At 64.1% G+C, this 23,383-nt stretch carries 25 protein-coding genes; 9 read left to right on the top strand and 16 right to left on the bottom strand.

Annotation, left to right across the window (positions count from 1 at the left end):
* Positions 1-10 precede the first annotated feature (10 nt).
* Entirely contained in the window at positions 11-250 is a 240-nt protein-coding gene (locus N0B31_RS02700) for a hypothetical protein (protein ID WP_260594252.1), read from the top strand.
* A 118-nt stretch (positions 251-368) separates the two neighbouring features.
* A complete protein-coding gene (locus N0B31_RS02695; protein ID WP_260594251.1) occupies positions 369-953 on the top strand; it encodes a tyrosine-type recombinase/integrase in 585 nt (194 codons plus the stop codon).
* A gap of 18 nt (positions 954-971) precedes the next feature.
* Here N0B31_RS02695 and N0B31_RS02690 read toward each other — a convergent pair whose 3' ends face one another.
* From N0B31_RS02690 to N0B31_RS02670, 5 genes are all read right to left on the bottom strand, one after another.
* On the bottom strand, positions 972-2,723 hold the full coding sequence (locus tag N0B31_RS02690; RefSeq protein ID WP_260594250.1) for a DNA methyltransferase: 1,752 nt from the start codon (positions 2,721-2,723) through the stop codon (positions 972-974).
* A 67-nt stretch (positions 2,724-2,790) separates the two neighbouring features.
* Positions 2,791-3,885 carry a hypothetical protein gene (locus tag N0B31_RS02685; RefSeq protein ID WP_260594249.1) on the bottom strand — a complete coding sequence of 365 codons (1,095 nt, stop codon included), beginning with the start codon at positions 3,883-3,885 and terminating at the stop codon, positions 2,791-2,793.
* Positions 3,882-5,621, bottom strand: a complete 1,740-nt coding sequence (locus N0B31_RS02680) for a PD-(D/E)XK nuclease family protein (protein ID WP_260594248.1) — start codon at positions 5,619-5,621, stop codon at positions 3,882-3,884. The genes N0B31_RS02685 and N0B31_RS02680 overlap by 4 nt, the downstream gene beginning before the upstream one ends.
* A gap of 93 nt (positions 5,622-5,714) precedes the next feature.
* A complete protein-coding gene (locus N0B31_RS02675; RefSeq protein ID WP_260594247.1) occupies positions 5,715-5,993 on the bottom strand; it encodes a hypothetical protein in 279 nt (92 codons plus the stop codon).
* 75 nt (positions 5,994-6,068) lie between these two features.
* Positions 6,069-6,401, bottom strand: a complete 333-nt coding sequence (locus N0B31_RS02670) for a winged helix-turn-helix domain-containing protein (protein WP_260594246.1) — start codon at positions 6,399-6,401, stop codon at positions 6,069-6,071.
* A gap of 309 nt (positions 6,402-6,710) precedes the next feature.
* Here N0B31_RS02670 and N0B31_RS02665 point away from each other — a divergent pair, with 309 nt between their 5' ends.
* From N0B31_RS02665 to N0B31_RS02645, 5 genes are all read left to right on the top strand, one after another.
* Positions 6,711-7,145 (top strand): ribbon-helix-helix domain-containing protein, encoded by a 435-nt coding sequence (locus tag N0B31_RS02665; RefSeq protein WP_260594245.1) that lies wholly within the window; start codon positions 6,711-6,713, stop codon positions 7,143-7,145.
* The gene (locus tag N0B31_RS02660) at positions 7,142-7,471 is read left to right on the top strand and encodes a hypothetical protein (protein ID WP_260594244.1); all 330 of its coding nucleotides are present in this window, start codon (positions 7,142-7,144) and stop codon (positions 7,469-7,471) included. The genes N0B31_RS02665 and N0B31_RS02660 overlap by 4 nt, the downstream gene beginning before the upstream one ends.
* Positions 7,464-8,057: a J domain-containing protein gene (locus N0B31_RS02655; RefSeq protein ID WP_260594243.1), complete on the top strand. Its 594-nt coding sequence runs from the start codon at positions 7,464-7,466 to the stop codon at positions 8,055-8,057. The genes N0B31_RS02660 and N0B31_RS02655 overlap by 8 nt, the downstream gene beginning before the upstream one ends.
* The gene (locus N0B31_RS02650) at positions 8,054-9,118 is read left to right on the top strand and encodes a tyrosine-type recombinase/integrase (RefSeq protein WP_260594242.1); all 1,065 of its coding nucleotides are present in this window, start codon (positions 8,054-8,056) and stop codon (positions 9,116-9,118) included. Before N0B31_RS02655 ends, N0B31_RS02650 begins: the two co-directional genes overlap by 4 nt.
* Before the next feature lie 701 nt (positions 9,119-9,819).
* On the top strand, positions 9,820-10,524 hold the full coding sequence (locus N0B31_RS02645; protein ID WP_260594241.1) for a helix-turn-helix transcriptional regulator: 705 nt from the start codon (positions 9,820-9,822) through the stop codon (positions 10,522-10,524).
* 93 nt (positions 10,525-10,617) lie between these two features.
* On the opposite strand, the gene N0B31_RS22715 is transcribed toward N0B31_RS02645, so the two are convergent.
* Positions 10,618-10,728: a DUF7989 family protein gene (locus N0B31_RS22715; protein WP_465270153.1), complete on the bottom strand. Its 111-nt coding sequence runs from the start codon at positions 10,726-10,728 to the stop codon at positions 10,618-10,620.
* A gap of 268 nt (positions 10,729-10,996) precedes the next feature.
* Between N0B31_RS22715 and N0B31_RS02640 the strand changes: the two genes are divergently transcribed.
* On the top strand, positions 10,997-12,493 hold the full coding sequence (locus N0B31_RS02640) for a DUF7289 family protein (RefSeq protein ID WP_260594240.1): 1,497 nt from the start codon (positions 10,997-10,999) through the stop codon (positions 12,491-12,493).
* 75 nt (positions 12,494-12,568) lie between these two features.
* Here the strand turns inward: N0B31_RS02640 and N0B31_RS02635 are convergent, their stop codons facing one another.
* The 5 genes from N0B31_RS02635 to N0B31_RS02615 form a co-directional block, all read right to left on the bottom strand.
* Positions 12,569-13,318: a DUF7289 family protein gene (locus N0B31_RS02635; RefSeq protein WP_260594239.1), complete on the bottom strand. Its 750-nt coding sequence runs from the start codon at positions 13,316-13,318 to the stop codon at positions 12,569-12,571.
* 32 nt (positions 13,319-13,350) lie between these two features.
* The gene (locus N0B31_RS02630; RefSeq protein ID WP_260594238.1) at positions 13,351-14,424 is read right to left on the bottom strand and encodes a DUF7266 family protein; all 1,074 of its coding nucleotides are present in this window, start codon (positions 14,422-14,424) and stop codon (positions 13,351-13,353) included.
* On the bottom strand, positions 14,418-16,241 hold the full coding sequence (locus tag N0B31_RS02625) for a PKD domain-containing protein (RefSeq protein WP_260594237.1): 1,824 nt from the start codon (positions 16,239-16,241) through the stop codon (positions 14,418-14,420). Before N0B31_RS02625 ends, N0B31_RS02630 begins: the two co-directional genes overlap by 7 nt.
* A 120-nt stretch (positions 16,242-16,361) precedes the next feature.
* Complete coding sequence (locus N0B31_RS02620; protein ID WP_260594236.1) at positions 16,362-16,985, bottom strand: DUF7288 family protein; 624 nt, start codon at positions 16,983-16,985, stop codon at positions 16,362-16,364.
* Positions 16,985-17,569, bottom strand: coding sequence for a DUF7287 family protein (locus tag N0B31_RS02615; RefSeq protein WP_260594235.1), 585 nt, complete (start codon positions 17,567-17,569; stop codon positions 16,985-16,987). The genes N0B31_RS02620 and N0B31_RS02615 overlap by 1 nt, the downstream gene beginning before the upstream one ends.
* 116 nt (positions 17,570-17,685) lie before the next feature.
* Between N0B31_RS02615 and N0B31_RS02610 the strand changes: the two genes are divergently transcribed.
* Positions 17,686-19,266 carry a DUF7289 family protein gene (locus N0B31_RS02610; protein WP_260594234.1) on the top strand — a complete coding sequence of 527 codons (1,581 nt, stop codon included), beginning with the start codon at positions 17,686-17,688 and terminating at the stop codon, positions 19,264-19,266.
* Positions 19,267-19,287: 21 nt separating this feature from the next.
* Here N0B31_RS02610 and N0B31_RS02605 read toward each other — a convergent pair whose 3' ends face one another.
* The 5 genes from N0B31_RS02605 to N0B31_RS02585 are packed head-to-tail and all read right to left on the bottom strand — an operon-like array spanning position 19,288 to position 23,326.
* Positions 19,288-20,115, bottom strand: a complete 828-nt coding sequence (locus N0B31_RS02605) for a DUF7289 family protein (protein WP_260594233.1) — start codon at positions 20,113-20,115, stop codon at positions 19,288-19,290.
* The gene (locus N0B31_RS02600; protein ID WP_260594232.1) at positions 20,108-20,551 is read right to left on the bottom strand and encodes a DUF7266 family protein; all 444 of its coding nucleotides are present in this window, start codon (positions 20,549-20,551) and stop codon (positions 20,108-20,110) included. The genes N0B31_RS02605 and N0B31_RS02600 overlap by 8 nt, the downstream gene beginning before the upstream one ends.
* Positions 20,551-22,005, bottom strand: coding sequence for a DUF7261 family protein (locus N0B31_RS02595; RefSeq protein WP_260594231.1), 1,455 nt, complete (start codon positions 22,003-22,005; stop codon positions 20,551-20,553). Before N0B31_RS02595 ends, N0B31_RS02600 begins: the two co-directional genes overlap by 1 nt.
* Complete coding sequence (locus N0B31_RS02590) at positions 22,002-22,613, bottom strand: DUF7288 family protein (protein WP_260594230.1); 612 nt, start codon at positions 22,611-22,613, stop codon at positions 22,002-22,004. The genes N0B31_RS02595 and N0B31_RS02590 overlap by 4 nt, the downstream gene beginning before the upstream one ends.
* Complete coding sequence (locus tag N0B31_RS02585; protein WP_260594229.1) at positions 22,613-23,326, bottom strand: DUF7287 family protein; 714 nt, start codon at positions 23,324-23,326, stop codon at positions 22,613-22,615. The genes N0B31_RS02590 and N0B31_RS02585 overlap by 1 nt, the downstream gene beginning before the upstream one ends.
* Between the last annotated feature and the right edge of the window lie 57 nt (positions 23,327-23,383).

Raw genomic sequence — 23,383 nt, 5'->3', positions numbered from 1 at the left:
GAGAGACAGAATGAGCCAGACACAGGCCGCCAGTCGGGCGATGCAGGCGGTGATGGAGGACGGACCACTAACTCCGTTCGGAGACGTCGGCGTCCAAGAGTCTGGGAACAGCCCCACCCGCTACGTCGCCCTGCCGCTCGACCCGGCCATCGCGCTGGACCTCGACCAGGGCTCGACCGTCTACCGCGCCTACCACGCCGAGACGAACACGTTCATCTTCTCGACCACCCCGCTGTTTGACCTCGCGTGACCATGTCCGGGAACTGGGGGAGTCTCGGACAGAAACCACCCCTTCCACCCCGCTCGACCCCCACTCCTACCCCTCGAACCCACGGGAAAACGTCCGCGAAGCCGGGGGTCCGGACACGATGAACCTTCGCGAGCACGACGACCGCGACGACATGAAGGTCTGGCTCTCGCAGCGGGAGGTCGACCAGCTCCTCGATGTCGTCGACGGGACCGAGCAACGCATCGCGACCGCCCTCGGCGTCCGGTGTGGCCTCCGGTCGGCGGAGGTCCTCGACGTCGCTCCCGAGCACGTCGTCGACACCGACGCGGGGACGATGCTCCGCGTCTATCACGGGAAGGGCGACAAGTATCGGGAGACACCCGTCCCGGCCGACCTCGCGACCACCATCCGCACCGTCGACGACGTTCGCGACCAGGACTCCGACGACCCGCTCGTCGACGTGACCACCCGGACGCTGCGGCGGTGGATGGACCGCGCCGGCCTCGAGCTCCAGGAGGCGACCGGCGACGGCGGGTGGCGGTGGCTGTCGTTCCACGATCTCCGCCGGACATGGGCGACCGCGCTCGCGAGCGAGGACGTCGACCCGCTGCTGGTCTGTGACTGGGGCGGCTGGTCGGACTTAGAGACGTTCCTCGAGCACTATCGGGGGACGTTCAGTCCGGAGGCGCAGCGGCGGGAGCGTGGGAAGGTGGAGTGGCTGTAGTATTCTGCACGTCCACACTCATCCACTGGAGCTGGGTTTCTGTAACATCACAACCCACTCATGTTCGATAACCCCGCTACGATGGTTTCGGTGCTCGAATAAGTCACGGGTGCTGATTTCGTCAATAGCGATACCCACGACCCGAAATCCCTCAGGATTATCCAACTCAGCGCCGCTGATATCCGAGTCAAACCGGCCCAGATTTTTAGCAATATCTGCTACGAACTTATGGCTCTGGATATGTCGTCCGCCGATTGTGTTCTCACCAATTATTAGGAAAAAGTATGCTCCAGGTTTGAGGTGCTCGTAGGTTCGGCAGATTGATTGCAGCATATCCTCCGCAAAGAATCTCCAAGTAGTGAAAGCACGGCGCTTAGCCTCACTCAAAGCCCCTTCGTGAATCGCTCTGATATCCTCGTCGAGAGTGGTTAGAGAGGTTTTCTCATATTCTTCAGTTGTCCCAGTCCAGATGTCACGGATTGAAGCTGGCAATTCCCGATTTGTGTTACTTATTTGGGCGGAGTTCGTGCCTACCATCGATTGACGCAGCTGAGTAGCATCAAAGTAATCCTCCAAGAGGTCAGATATCCAGAAAAGCCGGAGTTTAGTACCCCGATAGTAATTTATTGCGTTAATATAGGGGGGAGACGTGAGTGCCAAATCTGCCAGTCGTTTCTCATCACGGACATCAAAGGTACGCGCATCCCCCAACCGGATGTCTACCTCTGCCTTATGAGCACGATTTTCCCGTAAGATGGATTGAGACACTGCCCCGTCTGTAGAGTCGGCGTATTCCCGTTTGTCATAGATTTTTTCCCAGAGATCAAGTAGCTTCTCGCGACTTTGGTGAAGGTGGGTCGCATACAGTTGAAGAATTCTTTTTTCGGGGTGCTCCCCTGCGTCGATTTTTTCTCGCATTGTTGACGACTTGTGAGCTTTCGATACCTTTGGGTCCGCATTGGACACGCCGAAAACAGTATTTGCTATCATCAGTACCAACCAACGATTCACCATCCCAGCGAGGTCCGCCTCCTTAGTCGCGAGATCTCTAAGGATAGAATCCTCTGTCTCAGTAAGGGAGTCAAAGTGTATTCGGTCCTCGTCAATGTATTCACTAACGACCTTCCGTATCCGTGTTAGGTCCCTTACAGCCCGTTGTTCGAACCAATGTTCCTTCTGGGTTCGACCTGGGAACGTGACATCGTATTCGGTATAGACTCGATCCTCTGTCTTCGCGAGACGGTCCACAATTTCATATTCAACGTCTCGAAGGACACTTGGAGGAATAGGGGTGGTAGAGACTTCACTTACAAGTTTGGAGAGAGGGTTGATTTCAATACCCAGATAATCTCGACCCGCCACTTTCGATTCGATTCCACTCGTTCCACTCCCGTTGAATGGGTCGAGGACGAGTGGCCGGTTACCATCGCGATTTTGCTCAGAGGTAAATGTGTTAATCAGATAGTCCGGTATCTGTGGTATGAAGACGGCAGGGTGTTTATGGATTCCGTGGGTGATGTATGTCGTGCTGCTAATATTTGAGAGCTTGCGAAAATCCATCTCGGGGATAAGAACTTTCTCTTTGTCTCCCCCGAATATATCAAATTCTTTTATTGCATATCCTGGGGACTCTTGCTCAATATTTGATGCAGGGTTCGTTGAAAGTTGGAAATCTGGATACAGCTTACCGTCTTCAATCCGCATACCGTGAGTCCCAGAACGCTGAAGATACAGATCATCCGCAGAGCCGTTCCTGTCGTCGCTACTCATCAAGCTAATGTGTTAAGGGCGGTTATAAAAAGTGTTGCACGACGGAGGCCCGGGCTTGAGTAGGTATTCAGTTTATTTGTTTGAAGTCATATCCCAGAATTTCGACCGCTTCTTGTGCGTCTTCTTCTTCAATCAGAGTCTTGTCGAAGGCGGTGAAGTACATCTCATTGATGATTTCACCCAGCCGTCTGGTGAGCCCGTCAGAGCCATCGTATGCGGTTTCTATCGCTTCCACAGTGTATGGATAGTATTCATCCTCTGAGTCGACAGTCCGCCGGTAGTCAATGCAATTGATAGCGATCTTCTTTGCTTCGTCCTCGCTTATTTTACCTAGTCTGAACCCTCGAGTCATTCGAGACTGAAGTGCAGTTAGCCAACCCTGCAGTTGGCTGGAAGATGCAGACGGATCTATTTTGTTAGCAGCTTCGGTAGTTGCGCTCAGTATTATCTCAACGTTCGGAATATCATCCTTATTCTCCTCAATGACGTCGTAGAACCGCCTCAACCCATCACTAAAGTCAGTCATTTTGCTTGAGCTAAGCCGCGTGACCGTTGTTTCGAATTCGTCAACGAGTATTAGAAGATTATCAACCCCGATCTCCTTCAGTTTCTTCAGCCAGAGAATCAGGAATTGGACTTGTGTCTCTCGTTTGGTCCACTTAGGTTTCTGGTCAATCCCGTCGATATTGGGGAACCTCCCCCGATCACCGGTAAACACTGACCAGCTGGATTGGTTGGTGAGTGCGTGGTTAAGAATTCCTTCTCTGCCTTGGCCACTGATGTGGTCGAAGCCCTGGTCCAAGTTTTCCGCAGCCTCCTCTCGGAGGTAATCAGTAGATTGGAAGACCGACTCGTACAGGTCACGAATTTGCCCACTTCCTAGGCCAGGAACGAGAGCAGCCTCCCATCGCTCGTCGGTCCCCATATTCTGCTCCACAGCTTGGCGAGCCGTCCAGCAGAGTGTCCACGTCCTACCGATTCCGACGGGACCCGATAGAGCCCAAATACAGGTACCTCGTCGACGGTTTTTGATTACCTCGTCTCGGAATTTCTCATGCATCTCCAGTGGAGTGAACAACTCCCTGCCGGTCTCACGATTGAGTCCTCCGCCAATCTCGAACGGTGTTTGTGGAAAGAGATCTCGGACCTTCGGGTCACTCATGAATTCTGCCCCACTTTTTCGATACCGTCGTAGGGAGTTCCAGCTCTCATAAGTCTAATATCACTCAATGTGGACCCCTCGTACAAGTCAATTACTGCCTCATCACCGTTCCACTCTCTCCAGACAACCTCGTCAACGAACCACGTGGAGACATTCATTCCATCTTCTTGCATTTGTTTAATTATTCTCCACCGAGCGTAGTCATATTGTAACTGCTGGTTGTCCGGTAGAGCTTCATCTAGCAACTCTTTCCGCATACTTCCGTCGGTTAGATAGGCGGCTTCCTCTTGATTATAGATCGCCAGTATAAGATCGCCACCCTTGTCGTCTTCTTGAGGCAGCTCAACCTCGAAATAGTCTAGATACTGTCTTTGGAGACGTTTGAAGTTCTTCTTAAGTTCAGGGTAGGTATCAGAGGAAAACGCGTCAGTCTGCTGGAATATGTAATTTAATGCATTGCTCGTTAACCCTAGCCCCAAGACCGCATAATCAGTGACGACCCGATTTAGAGCCGCTTCTGGGCTTGAACTCTGCGCAATCAGCTTTCCATTTGGTGATAGCGCAATCTTCTGGCCCTCCGAACCTACGCGAATCAATTGTAGCCGGCGGTTGGTTGGGACTGCCATGCCACGGAATACGCTCTTTTCTTCTTTTCCTGGGAAGAGTTCCATAACCTCGTTAACCACGTCTTCACGATTGGGCTCCCCATTAGCCACTGCTTTGACCACGGGTAAGATGTGGTTCCCGCTGAGTTTCAGATTCGAAACATCATTATAGATCTCTTCAACAAGCTCATGATATTTCCCAGACTTGTGGCAGTTGCCAAGATATAGGCAGTCGCTGCAAACTCTCGAATATTTTGGCTCTTCAGGCTCCACAAGTCGGTTTTTTACTGGAATCGAGTCGTCCCACTCCCCCTCCGCTTTGCTGATGAATACTAGGCTCGAGAAAATTTCCACATTCTCCTTTATTTTGCCTCTGAATACGTCGTCAATGTGGAATGAATCCAGTACAGGATGGTCTAAATCCTCGTCCAGCCTTAGATAGACCCCATAATCTACAGGAATGTTTTCCGCGCGTTCAAGATACGCCGCATATCCGGCCAGTTCGTATTTGTCTACAGGCGTCGGTGGAAGGCTCAGCTTTGACTCAAACACTCCCCCAGATATGCTGGTCGGGAGCCAAACACCGTCTGGCTCGGCAGGGTGAAAGTATCGACTGGAGATATCGTGCTGAACATCCATTTTCAACTCAGAGGACTCGATATCAGTTTCAGAGACTTTGTCACTAATCTCAGAAAGGCGATTAAGATAGAATTCTTTCAGTCTCTCAGGTGCGTCAACAGACTCAATTACGGAGTCATCTCGAGTATCTAGCCACTCATTCACAGCCTGATTAAGGTCGTCAACCCACTGCTCAAACAGTTGTCCGAGATCTCGACGATCGGTATCTACTTTTTCACCTAAGGCCGTGGGTATGTATTCAGAACTCCCCGGAATCATGGGGGCTGCAGTCAGCTTATAATAGACTCGGGCATTTCCTGGGCATGGTCCTGTTCTCAGTAGTTTGGATTTGATTTTGTTTTGGCTGTCAATGCTGATCTCTTCATCGTCCTTCCCCATCTCTCGAAAGAGTAAATCAATATCTCTAAAGAATTCAGATTCGAAACCCCTCTTAGTGATGGGTGGACGGATTGCTGCCTCCTCTTGCCGTGAGAGGAACTCCAGCGTAGGCATATAACCGCAAGAAGGCGCAGTGTATGATTAAATTGTTGATGGGAGACAAAACACAGTATAGAGGTCAGTAAGTCAAGAGGTTGAATTAATTGCTTATCCCCGAATCCCCCTCGTAGCCCTACCCACGTCGAACGGGTGCGGATAGAGCTCCTGCCGCCGCTCGCCCCGCAAATAGAGCTGCCCACCGGAGCTGATGTGGACCCACTGGTACCGCGTGGAGTCAAACGCGACGAGATCGGCGTCCGCGAGCATCCGTAATCGCTCGTCGACGAACAGGGGATGCCGGTCGACCTGCCCGGCGACCCACTCGACCGGATTCCAGCCGCCGTCCTCGTCGAGGGTCTCCAAGAGGCGCTCGTCGACGGGCTGCATGAAATCGGCGTGGCGACGGACTGGCATGGTATTCGGGTTAGGTTTGTATCGTGTTTTGTCTCAGTTCCAGGTCTCTCACGCGCCGTTCGCCTCCTCGGTCCCTGCATCTGGCCCTGTTGGACCATCTTCGGCCTGATTTTGGTCGAGCCATATCCCCTGATCGACATCGTACTCACCTTCGAGATAGCCACGTCCCTCGTCGGTGATGACGTAGACCCCTTCCGCCACTCTCCGGAACAGGCCGTGCTCGGCGAGCTTCTTGCATCTTCGAGAAACCGTCGAACGGGAAGTCCGGATTAAATCGTGGTTAGACAGGTCACCAACGGAGACTACACCGTCGTCGTCCAGAGAAGCGATCTCCAAGATGCGGTCATCCCACAGATTCTGCCAGCTGGCAGAGTGTCTCATTGAGTTCAAATTTGCAATACAACCCTCTAACACCGCCTAATTTCACAATTATGATTATAACAACCACCAGAGGTTATGCGTTGCATTTTTGAACACAGCGTTCTAGGGTGAATTCACGAGCCCGTTCCGAAGGACCACAGGCTATGTGACGATTGGATGCCCCGGCCCGCGTTCCAGCGCGAACCGGGGAAAACGGGTCCGTGAGGTTCCGAGATGTCCGAACCCAACGCGGGTGCTTCGAACACCCGCACCGACCAAGACGTATCGACTACTGAAAACCCCGACGACACGGCCGGTGGGATGCCTCGCGTGGAGGCGTCCGTCCCGCAGGTCATCGTCGACGCGCTCGACCAGCTCGTCGAAGACGGCATCTACAACTCCCGGTCGGCGGCGATTCGATCAGCGCTGCGCCGCGAGTACCTCGACGTCGCCGCCGACGGTGGCGAGCTGGTGCGAAAGTCACCTGACGCGTTCAAAGCCGACCTCCACATCGACTACGCACTTAGCGAAGTCAAAGAGGCGAAGGATCTCGAACCAGACGGAGAGCTTCTCGGTCTGATGCGTGCCGTCGAGGAGCAGCTCGACCACATCCGGTCGCTCCAAGACGAGCGTGCCCTGCGTGGGGAGACGGAGGAACGAGAGTGCGAGAGTTGTGGCGACTCGTTCACCGTGCCGACGGTCGACGATGACGTCCTCTGCCCGAGCTGCTTCTTCGACCGACCCGAGACGGAGGAGCCGGCGTGAGCGACGTCCCACTCTCCCCCGAACCGGAGTGGTACGACTGCGGACTCTGCGGCGCACGTTACCGCTCTCGTGGCCCCGCGATGGAGTGCTGCGCGAGCCACTTCGACGATCCGGACCCGAACGCCGGCGCGCCGCTCGCGATGACCGACGGCGGTGTCGACACGGCGCCGGTCCACGAGGTCGACCAGCACTGGTGCGGGCGCTGTGGTGCCGGCCCGATGTCCGAGCGCGGGGTGAAAATCCACGACTCACGCGTCCACGACCTCGAGGCAGACCCGGTCGTCTGGGACTGCCCACCGAAGGAGGAGGACCTCGTCGATGAGTGAGCTCGACTGGCCCGAGGGCTTCGAGCGAACACCGGACGGGGACCGCCGAAGCTACCCCCACGGCTTTCGCGTCGACATGCGCCGCGCGTTCCGGAACATCAAGACGCAGCTGGAGCGCATGGACGTCGACGACTTTCGCGTCGAGTCGGGGACCGACCACCTCCAAGACCGGCCCTGGCTTCCCTACAAGAACGCGCCGAACCAGCCCGCCGACCCCGGTGTGGTCGTCCGCTGGACCGTCGACGGCGAGTCCTTCGCGGCGCCGTGTGACCGCTGGAACAACGTCCGCGACAACGCGCAGGCCATCGCGAAGTACCTCGACGCCAAGCGTGCGCTCGACCGCTACGGCGTCTCCACCATCTCCTCGGAGTTCGCCACGCAGGCGCTCCCGAGCGGTGAGGACGCCCTGGAAGCCGAGCCACCCGCCCACATCGTCCTCGGGGTCGACCCCGACGCCGGCGAGCGCGAGGTGATCGAGGCGTTCCGCGAGCGAGCGAAGGAGACCCACGCGGACACCGGCGGGTCGAGTGAGGAGTTCAAGCGCGTGAAGCGAGCGCGCGAGCGGATGCTGGAGGGCGACCGATGAGCGGACCGCCCGACGACCTCTCGCCCCGCGACGTGGCCGAGCGCTGGCTCGCCAAGCAGCGTGTCGAGAAGACCGACTCGACCCTCTCGACCTACTGGTACCGCATCAAGCGCGTGGTCAACTTCTGCGAGGAGAACGGCATCGACCGGATGCAGGACCTCTCGGCGTGGGAGCTCGACGAACTCGACGCGCAGTTCCGCGGCCGAGGGCCGAAGAAGATCTCCATCTCGAAGGAGTACCGGACCATCAACAACTGGCTCGAGTGGGCGGTCAACATTGGTGTCGCTCAGGAGGGTCTCGACAAGGTCCTCGAGCCGCCGAAGACCACCAAGAAGGAGGAGGTCAGTACCGAGCGGCTGGAACCGGGCCTCGCAGAGAGCATCATCCGAGACTATCGGTCCCAGCCGGTCGGAGCGCACCGGGCGACCCTGATACACACGCTCCTGGAGTTGATGTGGTGGTCCGGCGCCCGAATCGGCGCTATCCGTGGCCTCGACCGTGGCGACGTCGACCTCGAGGAGGAGACTCTCGAGTTCCACCACCGTCCCGACACTGGCACGCCCATCAAGCAGGCGTACAACCCGGAGCGGAAAATCGGGATGCCCAGCGAGGTGATGGACGTCCTCGCGGACTACATCCGCGAGATTCGCGAGCCGCAGATCGTCGACGAGTACGGTCGCGAACCGCTGTTGACGACACCACACGGACGACTCGCGGAGTCCACCGCGCGACGGTACTCGAACTTCGCGACCGTGCCCTGCCGTGCGGGGCCGTGCCCCCACGAGTTCGAGCAGGACAGCTGTGAGTTCTTCTCGCTGCGGGAAGCGCGCGGGTGCCCGTCCTCACGGTCACCACACGCGGTGCGGACCGGCGCGATCAGCAACCTCCGGAACAAGGGCTGGCCGCTCGACGAAGTCGCCGAGCGGGTCAACACCTCACCGGAGCGCATCAAGCGACACTACGACTTCCCGACGCTCGACGAGCAGTATCGCGAGCGCCGGGCGGACTGGGTCGACCGACTTCGACTCGACGAAACGGAGGATTTCGACGATGCAGAATAATCGACAGACGGCGGCAGGTATCGTGCGTGGAAGCGAGTCCCGGCGAGTCCACTCGTCTCACTTCGTTCGACTCGTTCCCTCACCGAACCTCGCGAGCCCTCGGTTCGCTCAGTCCCGACGAGTCCCGGAAACAGTTCGACTCGGGTGAGCACCGACGAGACGGCTGTCGACCCGCTGGCTCCCGGCCGCGGCGCGAGAGACGGACGAACCGGCCGGGAACGCTACACCGGCAGGCCGGGGTGGTCCTCGCGACCGACGTCGTCGTGGCATCCTTCGGCTCCCCCGTCGTGCTGTTCGCTTCGATGATGCTCGTGTTCCTCCGGTAGCCGAGCATCCCGTTACAGTTCGCTGGATACGTCGTGCTCGGTCCACGTCCACGACGACGGACGAATCCGGCCCCACGGGTCCCGGCCCGAGGCCGACGTCGCCCAGCCACCCGGTGGGAGGGTCGTGGTCCCGACGGCAGTACCGGGCGGCGTGACCGGGCGGCCTGCGAGGATATCGACCCTCACTCGGACGTCGAGTGCGACGGGCACCGGGTCGGCGTCACCGAGCAGGTCTCCGGGTCGTACGCGACGAACCCAGCCTCTGCGAGCCGTGGGAGGTGGACCGCGTTCGGGACGGTCCCCCCACGACGACGTTCTCTCGGGGCAGATGTGGGGCAACGTATCGGTAATCGTGATGCACACGCATTCGGTCCCATGGAGCCGAGACGCGCTGGCCGCTCGAAGCGTCGAACATCACTGACTGTTCTCGTCGCCGTCCTGATGGTGGTGCTCGCCGGTTGTTCTGGGTTCGAGGACCTGCCCGGTGGCGGAAACGGCGGCGCCCCGCCACAGGTCACCGAGGCCCCGACGACGCCGGAGCCGACCGAGGCACCCGCTGAGACCGAGCCACCAGCCACAGAAGCACCTGCGAAGACCGAGCCACCAGCGACCGATCCGCCCGCAGAGACCGACCCTCCGGCGACCGAGGCTGGTGACGGCAACGAGAGCGCCGGGGGCGGTGCCGGAGAGTCGAACAGCCTGCTCCCGTGGCTTGGGCTGCTGCTCGTCTTCGTCGTGGGGTTCGCGGCGGCGGGCATCCTCCGCGGGCGGAACCGGCCCGACCCGGTACCGGCGGAGGTGCACGACTCAGCGCCGGCAGAGGTGCCGCGGAGCGACGCCGAGGAGGTCGTCTCCCTCCTCCACCGGAACAACGGGCGCGTGTTCGAGGACGTGCTCGAGGAGGAGCTGGACTGGTCGCCGGCTCACACGCGGCGGGTGCTCGACGGACTCGTCGCCACGGGCGACATCGAACGGACACAGACCCAGCGTGGCGTGCTGGTCACGTTCACCGACCCCGACCGACGGCTCGAGGACGAGAGCGTGGGCGAGAGCGACGACGGAGACGAAGACGAGTCGTAATCGGGCGGAGACGACCGTCGGCGGCGGTGCTGACGACACTCGAGCGGACCGGTGCAGCCGCTCGGGGAGAGATCGCGTCGGGTAGGAGACGGTTCACTCCTCGGTCGTGGCTTCGCGGCCGCGCTCCCAGACCCCGGAGACCGGTTCGCCGCTCGGCGGTGTGTGGCTGACGTCTTTCATCGTTCGCGACGGGTTTGCGCTCATCGTGATACTGTGTACCACCGAACAGGGCCTTAACGATTGTTTATAACAGCATTCCAGACCTATAACCGTATTAATTATCTACGGACGTCACACTGTGGCGGCGACGCTGGCCGCGATCTGCAGTTCCAGCGGCGATACGAGGATACTCGCATGGGGACGACTCGGTCGCGTGGACATCCCGCCACCCCACCCGTCCCGTCGGGCGGTCGAGGCTCACGCTCGGATACCGGACAGTCGTTTATGTGTACCAGTGACTCACTGCACGCAGATGCGTCTCCCCCGCCCCGCCAGCGGTCAGGCCGAGGTCCTCGGCCTCGCGCTGTTGCTCGGACTGCTCGTCCTCGGCACCACCGCCGTCCTCGCACTGGGCGGGACGGCGCTCGACCAGACCCAGAGCAGTTCGCGCCTCGAGAACGCCGAACACAGCATGACGCTGTTCGACTCGCGGGCCGCGATGGTCGCGCTGGGCGGCTCGGGGACCCAGACCGTCTCGTTCGGCCGCGGCGGCGGGGACTTCAGGGTCGACGAGGGGTCGGGCGAACTCCGGGTGATCCACGTCGACTACGACGGCAACGTGAGTCCGAACGACGACAGCAACGACGAGACCCTCTACTCGGGGACGCTCGGTCAGGTGGTCTACACCAGTGGCGACACGGAGGTCGCCTACCAGGCCGGGGGCGTCTGGCGAAAGGGCGAGGGAGCGGCCCGGATGGTCTCGCCGCCGGAGTTCCACTACCGCTCGGCCACGCTCACGCTCCCCGTCGTCGTCGCCCGCGGGAGTGGCGGGGCGGGTGGCGGAGGTGCCTCCAGGGTCACCCTGCGCGAGGTGCCGAACTCCTTCGAGCGCGAGTACCCCGACGAGGGCCAGACCTACTCGACCGCACCCTCGCGTGTCTACGACAACCCGGTCCAGCAGGGGTTCATCCGCATCGAGGTCGAGAGCGAGTACTACGAGGGGTGGGCCGAGTACTTCCGGAGTCGCACCGACGGGAAGGTGAGCTCGTTCGACACCAACGAGACCGCTCGACTCGACCTCATCACCATCGGGACCATCGGGGACTTCACGATGCAGAGCGTCGGGGACACCATCCCGGTCCGCGGCTTCCCGACCGACGGGCACTCGCTGAACGACTTCCAGATCAGGCTCCGACCCGACTCCGGCCAGTCCTCGAACTTCAACAACCTGATGTGGTCGATGTCGGCGACGAGCGACGACGGCCAGCGACACCTCGAACTCGCCGTCAACGGCAACGGCGCGAAGTGCGGTGAGACCGTCACCGCCGCCGTCTACTACTCCGACGACGGGACCGCCACCTACGAGGGCTGGACCGCCCCCTACACGGTCCAGTGTAGCGGCGACGACATCTGGGTCGACGTCGACTTCACCGACAGCGGGACCACCGCCACCTACGAGTCGCTCTCCGGTCGCGACGGGAAACTCTACTCCTCGGAGACCGAGAACGACGAGGGGACGTTCCTCGGCTCCAGCGGCGTCCTCCCCAGCGACGACGACCACGGCGACATCGACCTCTCACCCGGGGAGACCCGGTCGATGGCGTTCGTCGTGCCCCACTACTTCTCCGAGTTCGGGACCGACCTCCCGCTGACCATCAACGAGGGGAACAACGCGGGGCAGTGTTACGCGACCGGTAACAAGAACCCGGACTGCGAGGCCTCCGCCGGGTACATCGACTATCCGGGCAGCGGGAAGGTCGTCACCTACCTCCACGTCACGGAGAACGGCCTCGAAGTCGAGTTCGACTGAGACACCCGCCCACGACCCACGGTGTCCAGTGACCCGCCCCACCGAGTGGTGGGGCTGCCTCCAGCCCGACCACCCTCACTCGAACGTGACCTCGATGACCGTCTCCGAGAGGTACAGCTCGTCCGGCGAGGACCCGGCGGGGACTTCGCAGGTGACGCGCCCCCCGTCGCGCGTGCAGGCGTCGCTCACCCACGAGAACTCGGCCTCGAGGAACGTCTCCCACGCCGGGGCGCGCTCGGGCGCCGTCTCGAGCTGGAAGACGAACCGCGAGTTCGGGGTCGCCGCCGTCTCCGTCCCGGCGGGGTGCAGCACGGCCGTGGTGGTCTCGTCGGTCCGGACGAGTACGGTCGTGGACCCGCCGACCGCACCCTCGCCGCCCGTGACGACGAGCGAGGCCGTGCTCCGGTCCTCGTCGAACCGGAGCGGCGGCTCGCGGAGCATCACGGCGTTGCCGTCGTCGACGCGGATGACCGCCCCGGCCTCGTAGACGATACTCGAGTTGCGCCCCTGCGGCTCGAAGACGATGGGCCGCAGGCTCGTGTCGAACGGGCCGAGCGAGTCGTCCGGGAAGTCCACCTTCACGGTCGTCGCACTGCCCGTCTCGAGCGCCGCATCGTCGAGTTTTATCTCGGTCGCCCGACTCGGTGCCCCGTCGCGGTAGACGTCCTCGACGTTGTCCGCGAGGACGTCGAACGCACGCTCGGCGTTGTCGACCCGTTCGGCGTCCCGTCTGTCCGAGAGGCCGTCGAACCCGACGACCGACACCACACCGACGGTCGTCGCGACCAGCGAGAAGACGAGGACGAAACTCACGACCTGACTCACGGCCCGCCGGGTGGAGGTGTCTCGGAACATGGTCAGAAGGCAGACGGTCCAGTGCCGCTCGGGTCGGCGGGGGGCGACGACGCCCGTATCAGGACGATCTTGTCGACCTGCGTCCCGTCCTCGCGCATGTAGAGCCGCAGGGTGTGAACGCCCGGCGAGTCCGGTGAGAGAGTCACGTAGTCGCCGCCGTCACCGTCGTTGGCGAGGCCGTGGACCCACGACCACGAGGAGCCCGCGCCCTCACTCAGACCGAACGCTGGAGACCCGTCGTCGTCGTAGGTGACCGGCGCGTCGTCGTTCAGGGCGACGTGCACCGAGTCGCTCTCACCGTCGGGTGCCTTCATCCTGACGAACACGTAGTAGGTCCCGGCACTGTCGAACTCGACGTCGTAGGTGAGCGCGGGACCGGTCGTGGTCTCACCCGCGTTCCCGGGGTCGCCGGGGTTCACGCTCACGTTCGGCCGCGTGACGACGGCCGTCCCGCCCGAGGCGTCGGCGTCGTCGAACGGTTCCCAGTAGTGGTCCGCCTCGTCGCTCGACCCCGCGAGCGTCCCGGTCGGCCCCTCGGCCTCCAGCGCCACCACGCCGTCCGCCTCGACGAAGACGGGGGCGGCGTCGGGGGCGGTCAGGAACAACTTGGGGACGAGTGCGTCGTTCGACTGGACGACGACCTCCCCGCCGTCCACGTCTCGCGGGGCGTAGACCGCGGCGCCGGAGAACGCCCGGACACGCGTGGAGATGTCGGGGTCGAACGAGCGCAGCGTGAGTTCGTAGACCGGCCGCACGTCGTCGGCGCCCAGTCGGGACAGCGAGAGGCGGTAGCCCGCCCCCGCCACGTCGTCCGGGAGTGACCGTCGCAACTCGACGGCCCCACCCTCCCGCGTGGTGGCCGCCAGCCGGTCGGCGGACCCGACGCCGTCGGCCACCTGCTGGCCGACGACGCGGAGTTCCGAGCGGACCGCCCGGTCGCGCTGGTCCTCGACGAACGTCCCGCCCGTGAACAGCAGGCCGGTGACGAGCAGCGAGGTGATGCCGAGGCTGAGTGCGTACCCGAGCGTCGTCGCGGCGCCGCGTTCGTCGCGGCGCCGGAGGTCGGGACTCAGCACGACGCGGACACCCGTTCGGTGCGGGAGTCGGTCTGTCCGTCCCCATCCTCGACGGTGACGACGACGTCGTACGGGTCGCCACAGCCGCCCCTGAGGGTACCACCGACGTTGAGCGCGCTAGCCGCGCTCCCGCCGGAGATAGACGCCGAGTCGGTATCGAGCGTCCCCGCCGCACCGTCGGGGTCCTCGACGAGTTCGACCCGTACCTGGAGCAGGTTGTCGTCGGCGTCGGAGACAGTCCAGTCGGCCGTGAACGAGACGTCGTCGGGCGAGTTCCCCGGCCCAGCGGTACTCCCGTCGGTGACCGAGAGCGAGTCGATGGTCGGCGCGTCGGCTGACGAGGAGACCACCTCGACGGTCCGGGTCCGACTGTCAGTGGCCCCGTCGTCGTCGGTGACGGTCAGCGTCACGTCGTACGACCCGGTCGAGCCGAACGCGTGACTCGGCGTGGTGCCGGTGTCGACGTTCCCGTCGCCGAAGGCCCACTCGTAGCTGTCGACCGAGCCGTCCGAGTCGCTGCTGGCCGAGGCGTCGAAACTGACCGCGTTCCCGACGGTCACGCTGGTGTCCGAGACGGAGAACTGGGCGTCCGGTGCCGTGTTCGAGTCGCTCCCGCTGTCGCCACCGCCAGCCCCGCCGGCCGGTACCGTCGGTTCGCCGGGTTCACCCGGCGCCACGCGAACCGAGGACTCGTAGACGAGCCCACCGGTCCGGTACTCGACGGTCACGTCGGTGGCGTAGATGGCAGGCGTCGTGTACACCGTCGAGCCGTCGCTGGTGGCGTAGGTCTCGTCGTCGACGGGGTCCGTCTTCGTCACCGACATCATCCCGAGCAGGTCCACGAGGTCGTCGTAGAGGCCCTGGTTCTGGTCTTCGACGGCCTCCCGGAACTCAACCTCCGGGCGGTCGGTGACGAACGAGTAGGTGCCCTCCACGCTGTTCCCGTTCAGGTGATAGAGGTCGTACGGCCCGTCGGTGTCCTGCCAGAACGAGAGGGCCTCGCAGGACTCGGTGCCGGCACTCCCGGTGAGCGTCCCGCCGGTCACGTCGATGTCGACGGTGTCACCCGGCACCCGACAGGCCTCACCCACGAGGTCGGTCGCCTGTTCGTCGTAGACGGCGACCGACACCTCGTTCGGGGAGACGGTGGTGTTCTCGTAGACGTAGATCCGGTAGTCGTCACCGTTCGAATCCTCGACGTACAGGGCGTACACCTCGTTACCGGTCAGGATGGTGTCGATGCCCTCGGCGAGCAGGCTCTGGCTCGTCTCGTAGAGCCGGTCGTTCCGCTCAACGCTCAGTCGGAGCCGTCTGACGGAGGTGGCGTTCGCAGCCACCCACGTCTCGGCCTCGCCCAGCCCGAGCAGGTCCAGCGTGTTACTGTCGTACACGACGTTCGAATCCGCCGGGACGAACGGTCCCACGGTGTCCTGACTCACCCGTGTCCCCTCGACGAACGAGGCGGCGCTCGTCGCGACCTCGAGACCCTGACTGGCGAAGTACCGACTGCTGTCGGTCTGCCAGCTCGCCAGCGTGTCGCGGAGGGCCGCCTTGCGCTGCAGGTACGTGGCGTCGGCCGGCTCGAAGTTCGCCGTCTCCAGCCCCCGGAGGGCGCCGTCGTGGGTCGCCTCGCGGAAGTTCAGCGCCTGCCCGGTGTCGGCGTCGCGCCGCGTCGCCAGGTTCTCCGTGTAGATGACGGAGTTGACCACCAGCGAGAGCGCCACGAGCGTCGTCGCGAGCACGAGTGCACTCACGAGTATCAGCTGTGCGCGGTCGCGCTCGTCGTCGGCGAATGGTCGTCGAGGGAACGGTGTCATGGACCTCGGATACCGGCCGTAGCCGGCTCTTGTACCCGCTTGGCGAACTCGGTAATTAATACTCGAGGCGGAAACGGGCGCTGAGTCGGGCGAGAGTATATATTCGGGGAGTCGTGACCGTCACATCCGCCAGACGGTCAGTTCGACACGCACGGTGTTGTAGGTGCCAGTCGACGGCGAGGCGTCGGGCATGTAGAAGTTCGCGCCCGGGTCGCTCACCGTCAGGGTGTCGTCGCTGCCATCGGCCTCCGCGAGCGGTGTATCGTCGTAGACGGTCAACACGCGCGAGGCGGTGACGGCGTTGTCGCTCGGGACGCCCCGGTAGACCAGACGGCGTTCGCGCTGGGCGCCGTCGGCCGTCCGGTACTGGACGAACACGTTGTACGCGATGCCGCGCTCGGAGAACGACTCGGTCAGCAGGTCACCGAGGACGAACCCGGCCGGATAGTCGCCGTCGTTCGCGTAGCCACCACCCCCGATCCCGTGGAGGGACTCGGTGGTCTCGTCCCAGTAGACCACGGCCGCCAGCAGGTCGCCGTCGTCCTCGGCGATGGAGAGCACTCCGTCGGCCATCGACTGCTCCTGGTTCTCTATGTGCTGACTCGACGTCGAGGCCGACAGCGGCGTCACGGCCGTCGACTGCAATGCGAACACCAGACTGGCCAGCAGGAGGAGCGCGGCGACGACCCCCTCCAGCGTGTGGGCCTGTCCGCGTCCCCGTCGGCCCGCGTCGGCCCCACGCATCACCACACCTCCACCACCACGGTCGCCGTGTACCCATCGACCTCCACGGTCCGCTGTGCGGTCACCACCGCCTGCGTGTCGCTCGGAGTGTCACCTAGCGTGTAGAGCACGTCCGTGTTCGTGGTCCGGTCGTCGGCGACCGCCTCGCCACACTCGCTGTCGGTCACCTCGACGATCTTCTTGTCGTCGTTGTCGAAACACAGCGCGTGGACGTCGCCGTCGCCGTCCACGTCTCCCTCGACAGTGACCTGCAACCGCTGGCGGTCGGTGACCCCGACCCGGTCGGACAGTCTGTCGCCCGCGGTCAGGTCGGCGCTCGTGTCGAACCCACAGGCCACGTCCCCGGCCGCCGTGGCGTTGAAGAAGCCGTTCGTGCACGGCAGGCCGAGGACGTACGGTTCCGCGGGGTCGGCCATCGACGACTGGACGAGTTGCGAGGCCACCCGGTCGGCCACGGCCGTCTCCTCCTGCGGCCCGGCCTCGAACGGTTCGAGGATACCGGGGACGAACGTGAAGACGAACACCACCGCCAGCAGGAACACGCTCATCCCGATGGCGAAGTCCAGGGTCGTCTGTGCCCGCATACTCTCTCCAGAATCTGAGTGATGGGGTGGCTTTCGGCTATCGTCCGACTCAGCATCTGATTCGTCCCGTGCGGGCCACTCCAGTTTTATGTGGATGGGACGATACCGGTAATTAGATGATGCCGCCAGCCGTTCCCGACCGGGGCCAGTCCTCGCCCGTCGGCTACGCACTCGTGCTGGGCGTGGTGGTGGTCGCCGTCGTCACCACCGTCGCGCTCGGGGCGGCGGCGCTGACCGACGCACAAGACCAGTCCGCCGTCGCGCGCGCCGAACAGACCATGACCCTGTTCGACTCGCAGACCTCACAGGTCGCACTGGGCGACTCGGACGTCCACACCGTCGGCCTCGGTGGCACGCAGGGGACCTACTCGGTCGACCCCACCGCCGGGTCGATGTCCATCGTCCAGCTGGACTGTGACGACGACGGGGTCGACGACGACGGCGACGACACCGTGTCGGGGACCCCGACCAACAACCTCACCGTCGAGGACGACGCCTACCTGATGGACCCGGTCCCACTCGGGCGGATGACCTACACCACCGGGTCGACGACGCTCGCCTACGAGGGAGGCGGCGTCTGGCGACAGGACCGTCGGGGTGAGACGCAGATGATCTCCCCGCCGGAGTTCCACTACCGTGGCGCGACGCTGACGCTCCCGATCATCCTGACCCGCGGGAGCGGCGGCGGGTCCGGGGCGGGCACCCGGGCGACGGTCACCGACGCCGGCGAGCCGACGCAGGTCTTCCCCCGCGGCGCGGACTACCCCGACCGGTGCTGGGAGGACGGCATCGCCGAACCGTTCAGCAACCCCGTGGAGGACGGGAGCGTCTACGTCCAGGTCGAGAGTGACTACGCCCAGGCGTGGGGCGAGTACTTCGAGCGGCGCACCGAGGGCGAGGTGACCTACCCCACCGACGACGTGGTCCGCGTCGAGCTCGTCTCGCTGGCGCAGGTGGGCGCGTTCGAGATGCCGGGCGAGGGCGGCGCAGTGCCGGTCTCCGGCGCCTCGGCCGGCCACTCGGTCGAGGAGTTCTCCATCCGCCTCCGCCCCGACGACACCGACTCGGCGAACTTCAACAACCTCCAGTGGTCGATGTACGCCGAGACCGGTGACCAGCGGCTCGAGCTACACCTCCGGAAGTCCGGGAGTGGTGGTTGTCCCACCCCAGGCATCACCGCGGACCTGACCGTCTACTACTCCGAGGACGGCGGGACGACCTACCACGGCTGGAAGGAGGACGACGCCTTCGTGACGAAGTGTGCCGACCTGAACGGCGACGGCGACGACGAGATATACATGGAGGCCACGTTCGTCGACGACGACGACGGCGACGGGAACCCCGAGAACGTCGGCGAGACCGACGTCTCACTCGAGTACGTCTCGCTCAGCCAGAGCGACCTCGTCTACTTCAAACCCAACGGGGGCGTCGTGGACCCGGTCACCCTCGGGGGGCACGGCGCGGCCTGGGAGTCCGAGTCGTACGACCCGGGCAGCGGCGATTCCGAGACAGTCGACCGCCTCGTCAACCACTACTTCGCCGAGTTCCCCGACGAGTTCGACCTCGTCGTCGACGACAAGAGTTCGGACACGATCAACGAAGGCGGGTCGAGCGGCCGGCTGTTCACTGGCGGGAGCGACCGCTACGTCACGTACATCCACGTCACCGAGAACGAGGTCGAGGTCGAGCTGGACTGACCCCGCCGGTCTCGGTGCCGTTCAGTCGTCGATGCTCACGTCGATGCGCGTCACCGAGACGAACAGACGGTCCGTCTCGAAGTCGCAGGTGACCGTCCCGCCCGCCGTCGTACACGGCCGGACGCCGTAGGCCGCCTCGAACTCCCCGTTCAGGTGCTCGGCCCACGTCGAGGTGCGTGCGGGGTCCGTCTCGACGGTCAACAGTACGTCGTAGACGTCGCCAGTCGTGTCCGTGGTGTCCGCGGCCGGGTCGGTGGCCGCCGTGAGCGACTCGGCCAGTACCTCGTCGGCCCGGACGAGCACCGTCGTCGATCCGGAGACGGCCGTGGTCCCCCTCGTGCGCGTCTCGACGAACGGGAAGACGGCACCCCGCTCGCCGTCCGCCTCACGCAACACGAGTGGCGGTTCGTGGAGCATCACCGCCCCGTTCCGGTCGGTGCGCAGGACGGCCCCGCCGACGTACCTGATGGACGTCTCTGACCCCGTCGGGGAGTAGACGACCGGGACCGCGTCGACGGTGACCGTGCTGTTCAGCGGTTCGGCTGTGTCTGGGTCACCGTCGTCGTTCCAGTTCTGGACAGTCACGGTGAACTCGACCGGGTCACCGGTCCGCAGGTCGGCCCGGTAGAGTTTGAACTCCGTCGCGCGGTGGGGAGCGTCCTCGCGCTGGACGTCCTCCACGTTGTCCGCGAGGACGTCGAACGCGCTCTCGACGTTCGAGAGCTGTTCGGCGTCGCGCGTGTCCTGCAGCCCCCCGTACCCGAAGACGTAGACGACGCCGACCGAACTCGCCACGAGCGAGAAGACGAGGACGAACCCGACCACGCTCTCGACGGCGCGACTACGCACGGCGCACCTCCAGTTCGCTCCCGGTCCAGGTCACCACGAGGTCGCCGCCGTCGAACGACGCCGGGGCGACCTCGCTCGCCGTCCGGACCGCCACCTCGACGACCACGTTGGGCTCGCTCGTGCTGAGCCTGAGTGTCGTCGGGCCGGACGGGGTCGGCGCCGGGTCGACCTCGACGCGGTAGCGGATGCCGGTCACCTCGCCCGGGAGCGAACTCCGGACCGTCACCTCACTCCCTCCGACCCGCACGAGGCGGTCGGCCCCGCTCAGGTCGCTCGCGACCTGCTGGCCCACCACGGAGAGTTCCTGTCGCACCGTCGTCTGGCGCTGGTCCTCGACGAACCCGCCCGCGGTCACCAGCAAGCCGACGATGAGCAACGAACTGATGCCGAGGGTCAGCACGTAGCCGACCGTCGTGTTGACCGCGCGGTCGTCCATCACGCCGGACACCCCGACGTGTCGCCGTCCGCGTCGTGAGTCTGGTTCACGACGTGCTCGTCACCCGCGTCGTCCCCCACCGTCACCCGTACGGTGTACGGCCCCTCGTCGTCCTCGTCGTCGGTGAGAGACGGCGAGACGTCGGCCGAGTCACCGTCCAACTCGGGGTCGCTGTCGTCGTAGTCGGCGTCGTCGACCACGTCGCCGTCGTCGTCGATCACCTCGACGGTCAGCGAGTCGAGGTCGCCGTTCGGGTCCGACACGGTCACGTCCACCTCGAACTCGAGGTCGGAACTCGCCCCTGAGGAGTCGGTGACGTCGACGGACTGCACCCGCGGGCTCGTGGGCGCCGGGCCGGGCTCGGCCAGCGCCACGCGCTGCGTCCCGACGAACGTCACGTCGGGCGACTCGTACCGGAACGACAGGTCGGTCGCGTAGTACGCCGGCACGACCCGTGGGTAGTCACCGCTGGTCCCCGCCCAGTAGGTCGGGCCGTCGCAGTGCTCACCGTAGTTCAGGGCGTCGACCCCGTCGGTGAACACGCCCGCCTCGTCGCCCGCCCCGTCGACCGAGAGGTCGGCGAACAGTTCGTACGACCCCTCGATCTCGTCGGCCTCGTAGTACTTCACCGAGTACTTGTCCGGGAGGTCGTCGACGAAACTGAGCGGCGCACACGCCTGCCCGCCGAACCGGGCCCCGGTCAGGTCGAGCGTGAGCGGGTCCGGCACCGACGAGTCGTCGACCGAGCAGGTGCGCGTGATGCCGGACCCCAGTTCGAGGACGCCCACCGTGGGGTCCCCGTCCCCGTCCTCGTAGACGGCGACGCGCCACGTCTCGCCGGCACTCGGGGTCGCCACGTCGTCGGTGAACTCGACGACGAACACGTCGTCCGAGGTGGGGTCCTGCAGCGCGTCCTCGGCGTCGCCCAGACCGAGCTGATCCAGCAGGCCCAGGTCCGAGGGCTCGACGTCGACGCGGAACGAGCGCACCCGGACGGCGTGGGCGACCACCCAGGTGTCGGCGGGGAATTCCGACGGACCGGTCCGCGGCTGGAACGTTCCTCCGCCCGCGTCGACCACCCGCACGCCACGGACCTGGCTGTTGGCGACGTGCCCCACGCGCGTGGCTGCCACGTCGACGGCGGCCCTGTCGTCGACCGTCCCCGCCACACCGTCGAGGCCGCCAGCGTAGGTGTTACCGACGGCGCCGTACCCGTTCACCCCCTCGTTCCGGTTCGCGCTGTCCAGGTACCCACCGGCGCTCGCGCGCACGTCGCGGGTGAACGTCACCACGTCGTCGGAGGGGGTGTCCTGTCGGCTGGCGAGGTTGTGCGTGTAGATGGCGGAGTTCAACACCAGCGCCACCGCGACGAGCGCGATGGCCAGCGAGAGGGCGCCGACCAGCAGCAGCTGCGCTCGGTCCCCGTCCTCGGCCGCGACGAGGCGGTCGCTCACTGCCGCCACGCCACCACCTCCACCTCGAGGACGTTGTAGACGCCACCGGCGTGGGCGTCGGGCGCGTAGAAGTCGGCCGAGGAGAGCGACGTGGTCGTCGGGTCCCCGTCGTCGTTCCTGAGCACGTCGTCGTCGTAGAGCGTGAGCGTCACCGAGGTGGAGACGGCGTTGTCGCTCGGTTCGCCGCGGTAGACCATCCGCTGGGGTTTCCGGCGGCCGTCCTCCTCGTAGTGGACGTAGACGTTGTAGACGATGGCGCGGCTGGCGAACGCCCGATCCAGCAGGGTCCCCAGGCCGTTGGGCGGCGCCCGGTCGACGTAGTAGCGCTGTCCGACCGCGTCGTGGAACCGCTGGGGGTCGCTCCCGTCGTTCCAGTAGAGCACCGCGTCGCGGAGCGTGCCCTCCTCGACGGCAGCCGAGAGCACCCCCGCGGCGGTGGCCTGTTGCTGGTTCTCGATGTGCTGGCTCGACGTCGAGGCCGACAGCGGCGTCACCGCCGTCACCTGCAGGGCGAACACGAGCGCGCCCACGAGCAACAGCGACCCGGCGAGCGCCTCGAGCGTGTGGGCCTGCCCGCGCGCCCGGCGGCTGGAGTCCCCACCCTGCATCACCACACCTCCACCACGAGCGTCGCGTCCGACGCCCCGTTCTCGAAGCCTCCCTCGATGGAGACGACGCGTCGGGCGGTCACCACCGAGCCCGTCCCGGTCGGCGGGGCATCGCCGGTGACGAACGCCACGTCGTGGTCGTCGCCGGTCATGTCACAGCGGGTCCCGCTGTCGTACGGGTCGTCCGTGTCGATTATCGGGTCGTCACGGTCGGGGACGGTGTTCACGCCGTCCTCGTTCGCGTCGACACAGAGGATACCACCGTCCGCGTCGGCGTCTGCCTGCCCGCGGAGGGTCACCCGCACGTCGTAGCCGGCGTCGGCCACCGCCATCCGCTCGAACACCCCATCGTCGACGTCGAAGTTGCACGCGCCGGTGTCGATGTCCGACCCGGTCACGTCGTAGAGGTCGCTCCTGACCACGTCGTCGTTGTCGCGGTAGGCGTCCTCGTCGTCGGCCGGGTCGCCGTCGCTGTTCTCCAGTGCGAAGAACGCGACGACACAGCCGCGGTCGAGGACGTAGGGGGTGTCGGCGTCCGCCACGAGGAGGTCCGTCACCAGCTGGTCCGCCAGCCGGTCCGAAGCGGCCGTCTCCTCCTGGGTTCCCCCGTCGAACGGCTCGAGCATCGTCGGGACGAAGCCCACGACGAACGCCACGACGACGAGGAAGATGCTGACACCGACCGCGAAGTCGAGCGTGGTTTGGCCTCGCATCAAGGGTCGTTGATACGACTCTTTGTGGGCTGGAACATAGGAGTGTCGGCGAGCGTG

This window comes from Salinirubellus salinus (genome assembly GCF_025231485.1).
In the GTDB taxonomy this organism is placed as follows: Archaea; Halobacteriota; Halobacteria; order Halobacteriales; family Haloarculaceae; genus Salinirubellus; species Salinirubellus salinus.
Note: the sequence above shows the minus strand (reverse complement) of the source record. Positions and strands in the feature narration are given on the sequence as shown.

Excerpts from the sequence above, each read along its gene's own strand:
- N0B31_RS02700 (WP_260594252.1), top strand. The coding sequence starts at position 11 with ATGAGCCAGACACAGGCCGCCAGTCGGGCGATGCAGGCGGTGATGGAG.
- N0B31_RS02695 (WP_260594251.1), top strand. The coding sequence starts at position 369 with ATGAACCTTCGCGAGCACGACGACCGCGACGACATGAAGGTCTGGCTC.
- N0B31_RS02690 (WP_260594250.1), bottom strand. The coding sequence starts at position 2,723 with ATGAGTAGCGACGACAGGAACGGCTCTGCGGATGATCTGTATCTTCAG.
- N0B31_RS02685 (WP_260594249.1), bottom strand. The coding sequence starts at position 3,885 with ATGAGTGACCCGAAGGTCCGAGATCTCTTTCCACAAACACCGTTCGAG.
- N0B31_RS02680 (WP_260594248.1), bottom strand. The coding sequence starts at position 5,621 with ATGCCTACGCTGGAGTTCCTCTCACGGCAAGAGGAGGCAGCAATCCGT.
- N0B31_RS02675 (WP_260594247.1), bottom strand. The coding sequence starts at position 5,993 with ATGCAGCCCGTCGACGAGCGCCTCTTGGAGACCCTCGACGAGGACGGC.
- N0B31_RS02670 (WP_260594246.1), bottom strand. The coding sequence starts at position 6,401 with ATGAGACACTCTGCCAGCTGGCAGAATCTGTGGGATGACCGCATCTTG.
- N0B31_RS02655 (WP_260594243.1), top strand. The coding sequence starts at position 7,464 with ATGAGTGAGCTCGACTGGCCCGAGGGCTTCGAGCGAACACCGGACGGG.
- N0B31_RS02650 (WP_260594242.1), top strand. The coding sequence starts at position 8,054 with ATGAGCGGACCGCCCGACGACCTCTCGCCCCGCGACGTGGCCGAGCGC.
- N0B31_RS02645 (WP_260594241.1), top strand. The coding sequence starts at position 9,820 with ATGGAGCCGAGACGCGCTGGCCGCTCGAAGCGTCGAACATCACTGACT.
- N0B31_RS22715 (WP_465270153.1), bottom strand. The coding sequence starts at position 10,728 with ATGAGCGCAAACCCGTCGCGAACGATGAAAGACGTCAGCCACACACCG.
- N0B31_RS02640 (WP_260594240.1), top strand. The coding sequence starts at position 10,997 with ATGCGTCTCCCCCGCCCCGCCAGCGGTCAGGCCGAGGTCCTCGGCCTC.
- N0B31_RS02625 (WP_260594237.1), bottom strand. The coding sequence starts at position 16,241 with ATGACACCGTTCCCTCGACGACCATTCGCCGACGACGAGCGCGACCGC.
- N0B31_RS02620 (WP_260594236.1), bottom strand. The coding sequence starts at position 16,985 with ATGCGTGGGGCCGACGCGGGCCGACGGGGACGCGGACAGGCCCACACG.
- N0B31_RS02615 (WP_260594235.1), bottom strand. The coding sequence starts at position 17,569 with ATGCGGGCACAGACGACCCTGGACTTCGCCATCGGGATGAGCGTGTTC.
- N0B31_RS02610 (WP_260594234.1), top strand. The coding sequence starts at position 17,686 with ATGATGCCGCCAGCCGTTCCCGACCGGGGCCAGTCCTCGCCCGTCGGC.
- N0B31_RS02600 (WP_260594232.1), bottom strand. The coding sequence starts at position 20,551 with ATGGACGACCGCGCGGTCAACACGACGGTCGGCTACGTGCTGACCCTC.
- N0B31_RS02590 (WP_260594230.1), bottom strand. The coding sequence starts at position 22,613 with ATGCAGGGTGGGGACTCCAGCCGCCGGGCGCGCGGGCAGGCCCACACG.
- N0B31_RS02585 (WP_260594229.1), bottom strand. The coding sequence starts at position 23,326 with ATGCGAGGCCAAACCACGCTCGACTTCGCGGTCGGTGTCAGCATCTTC.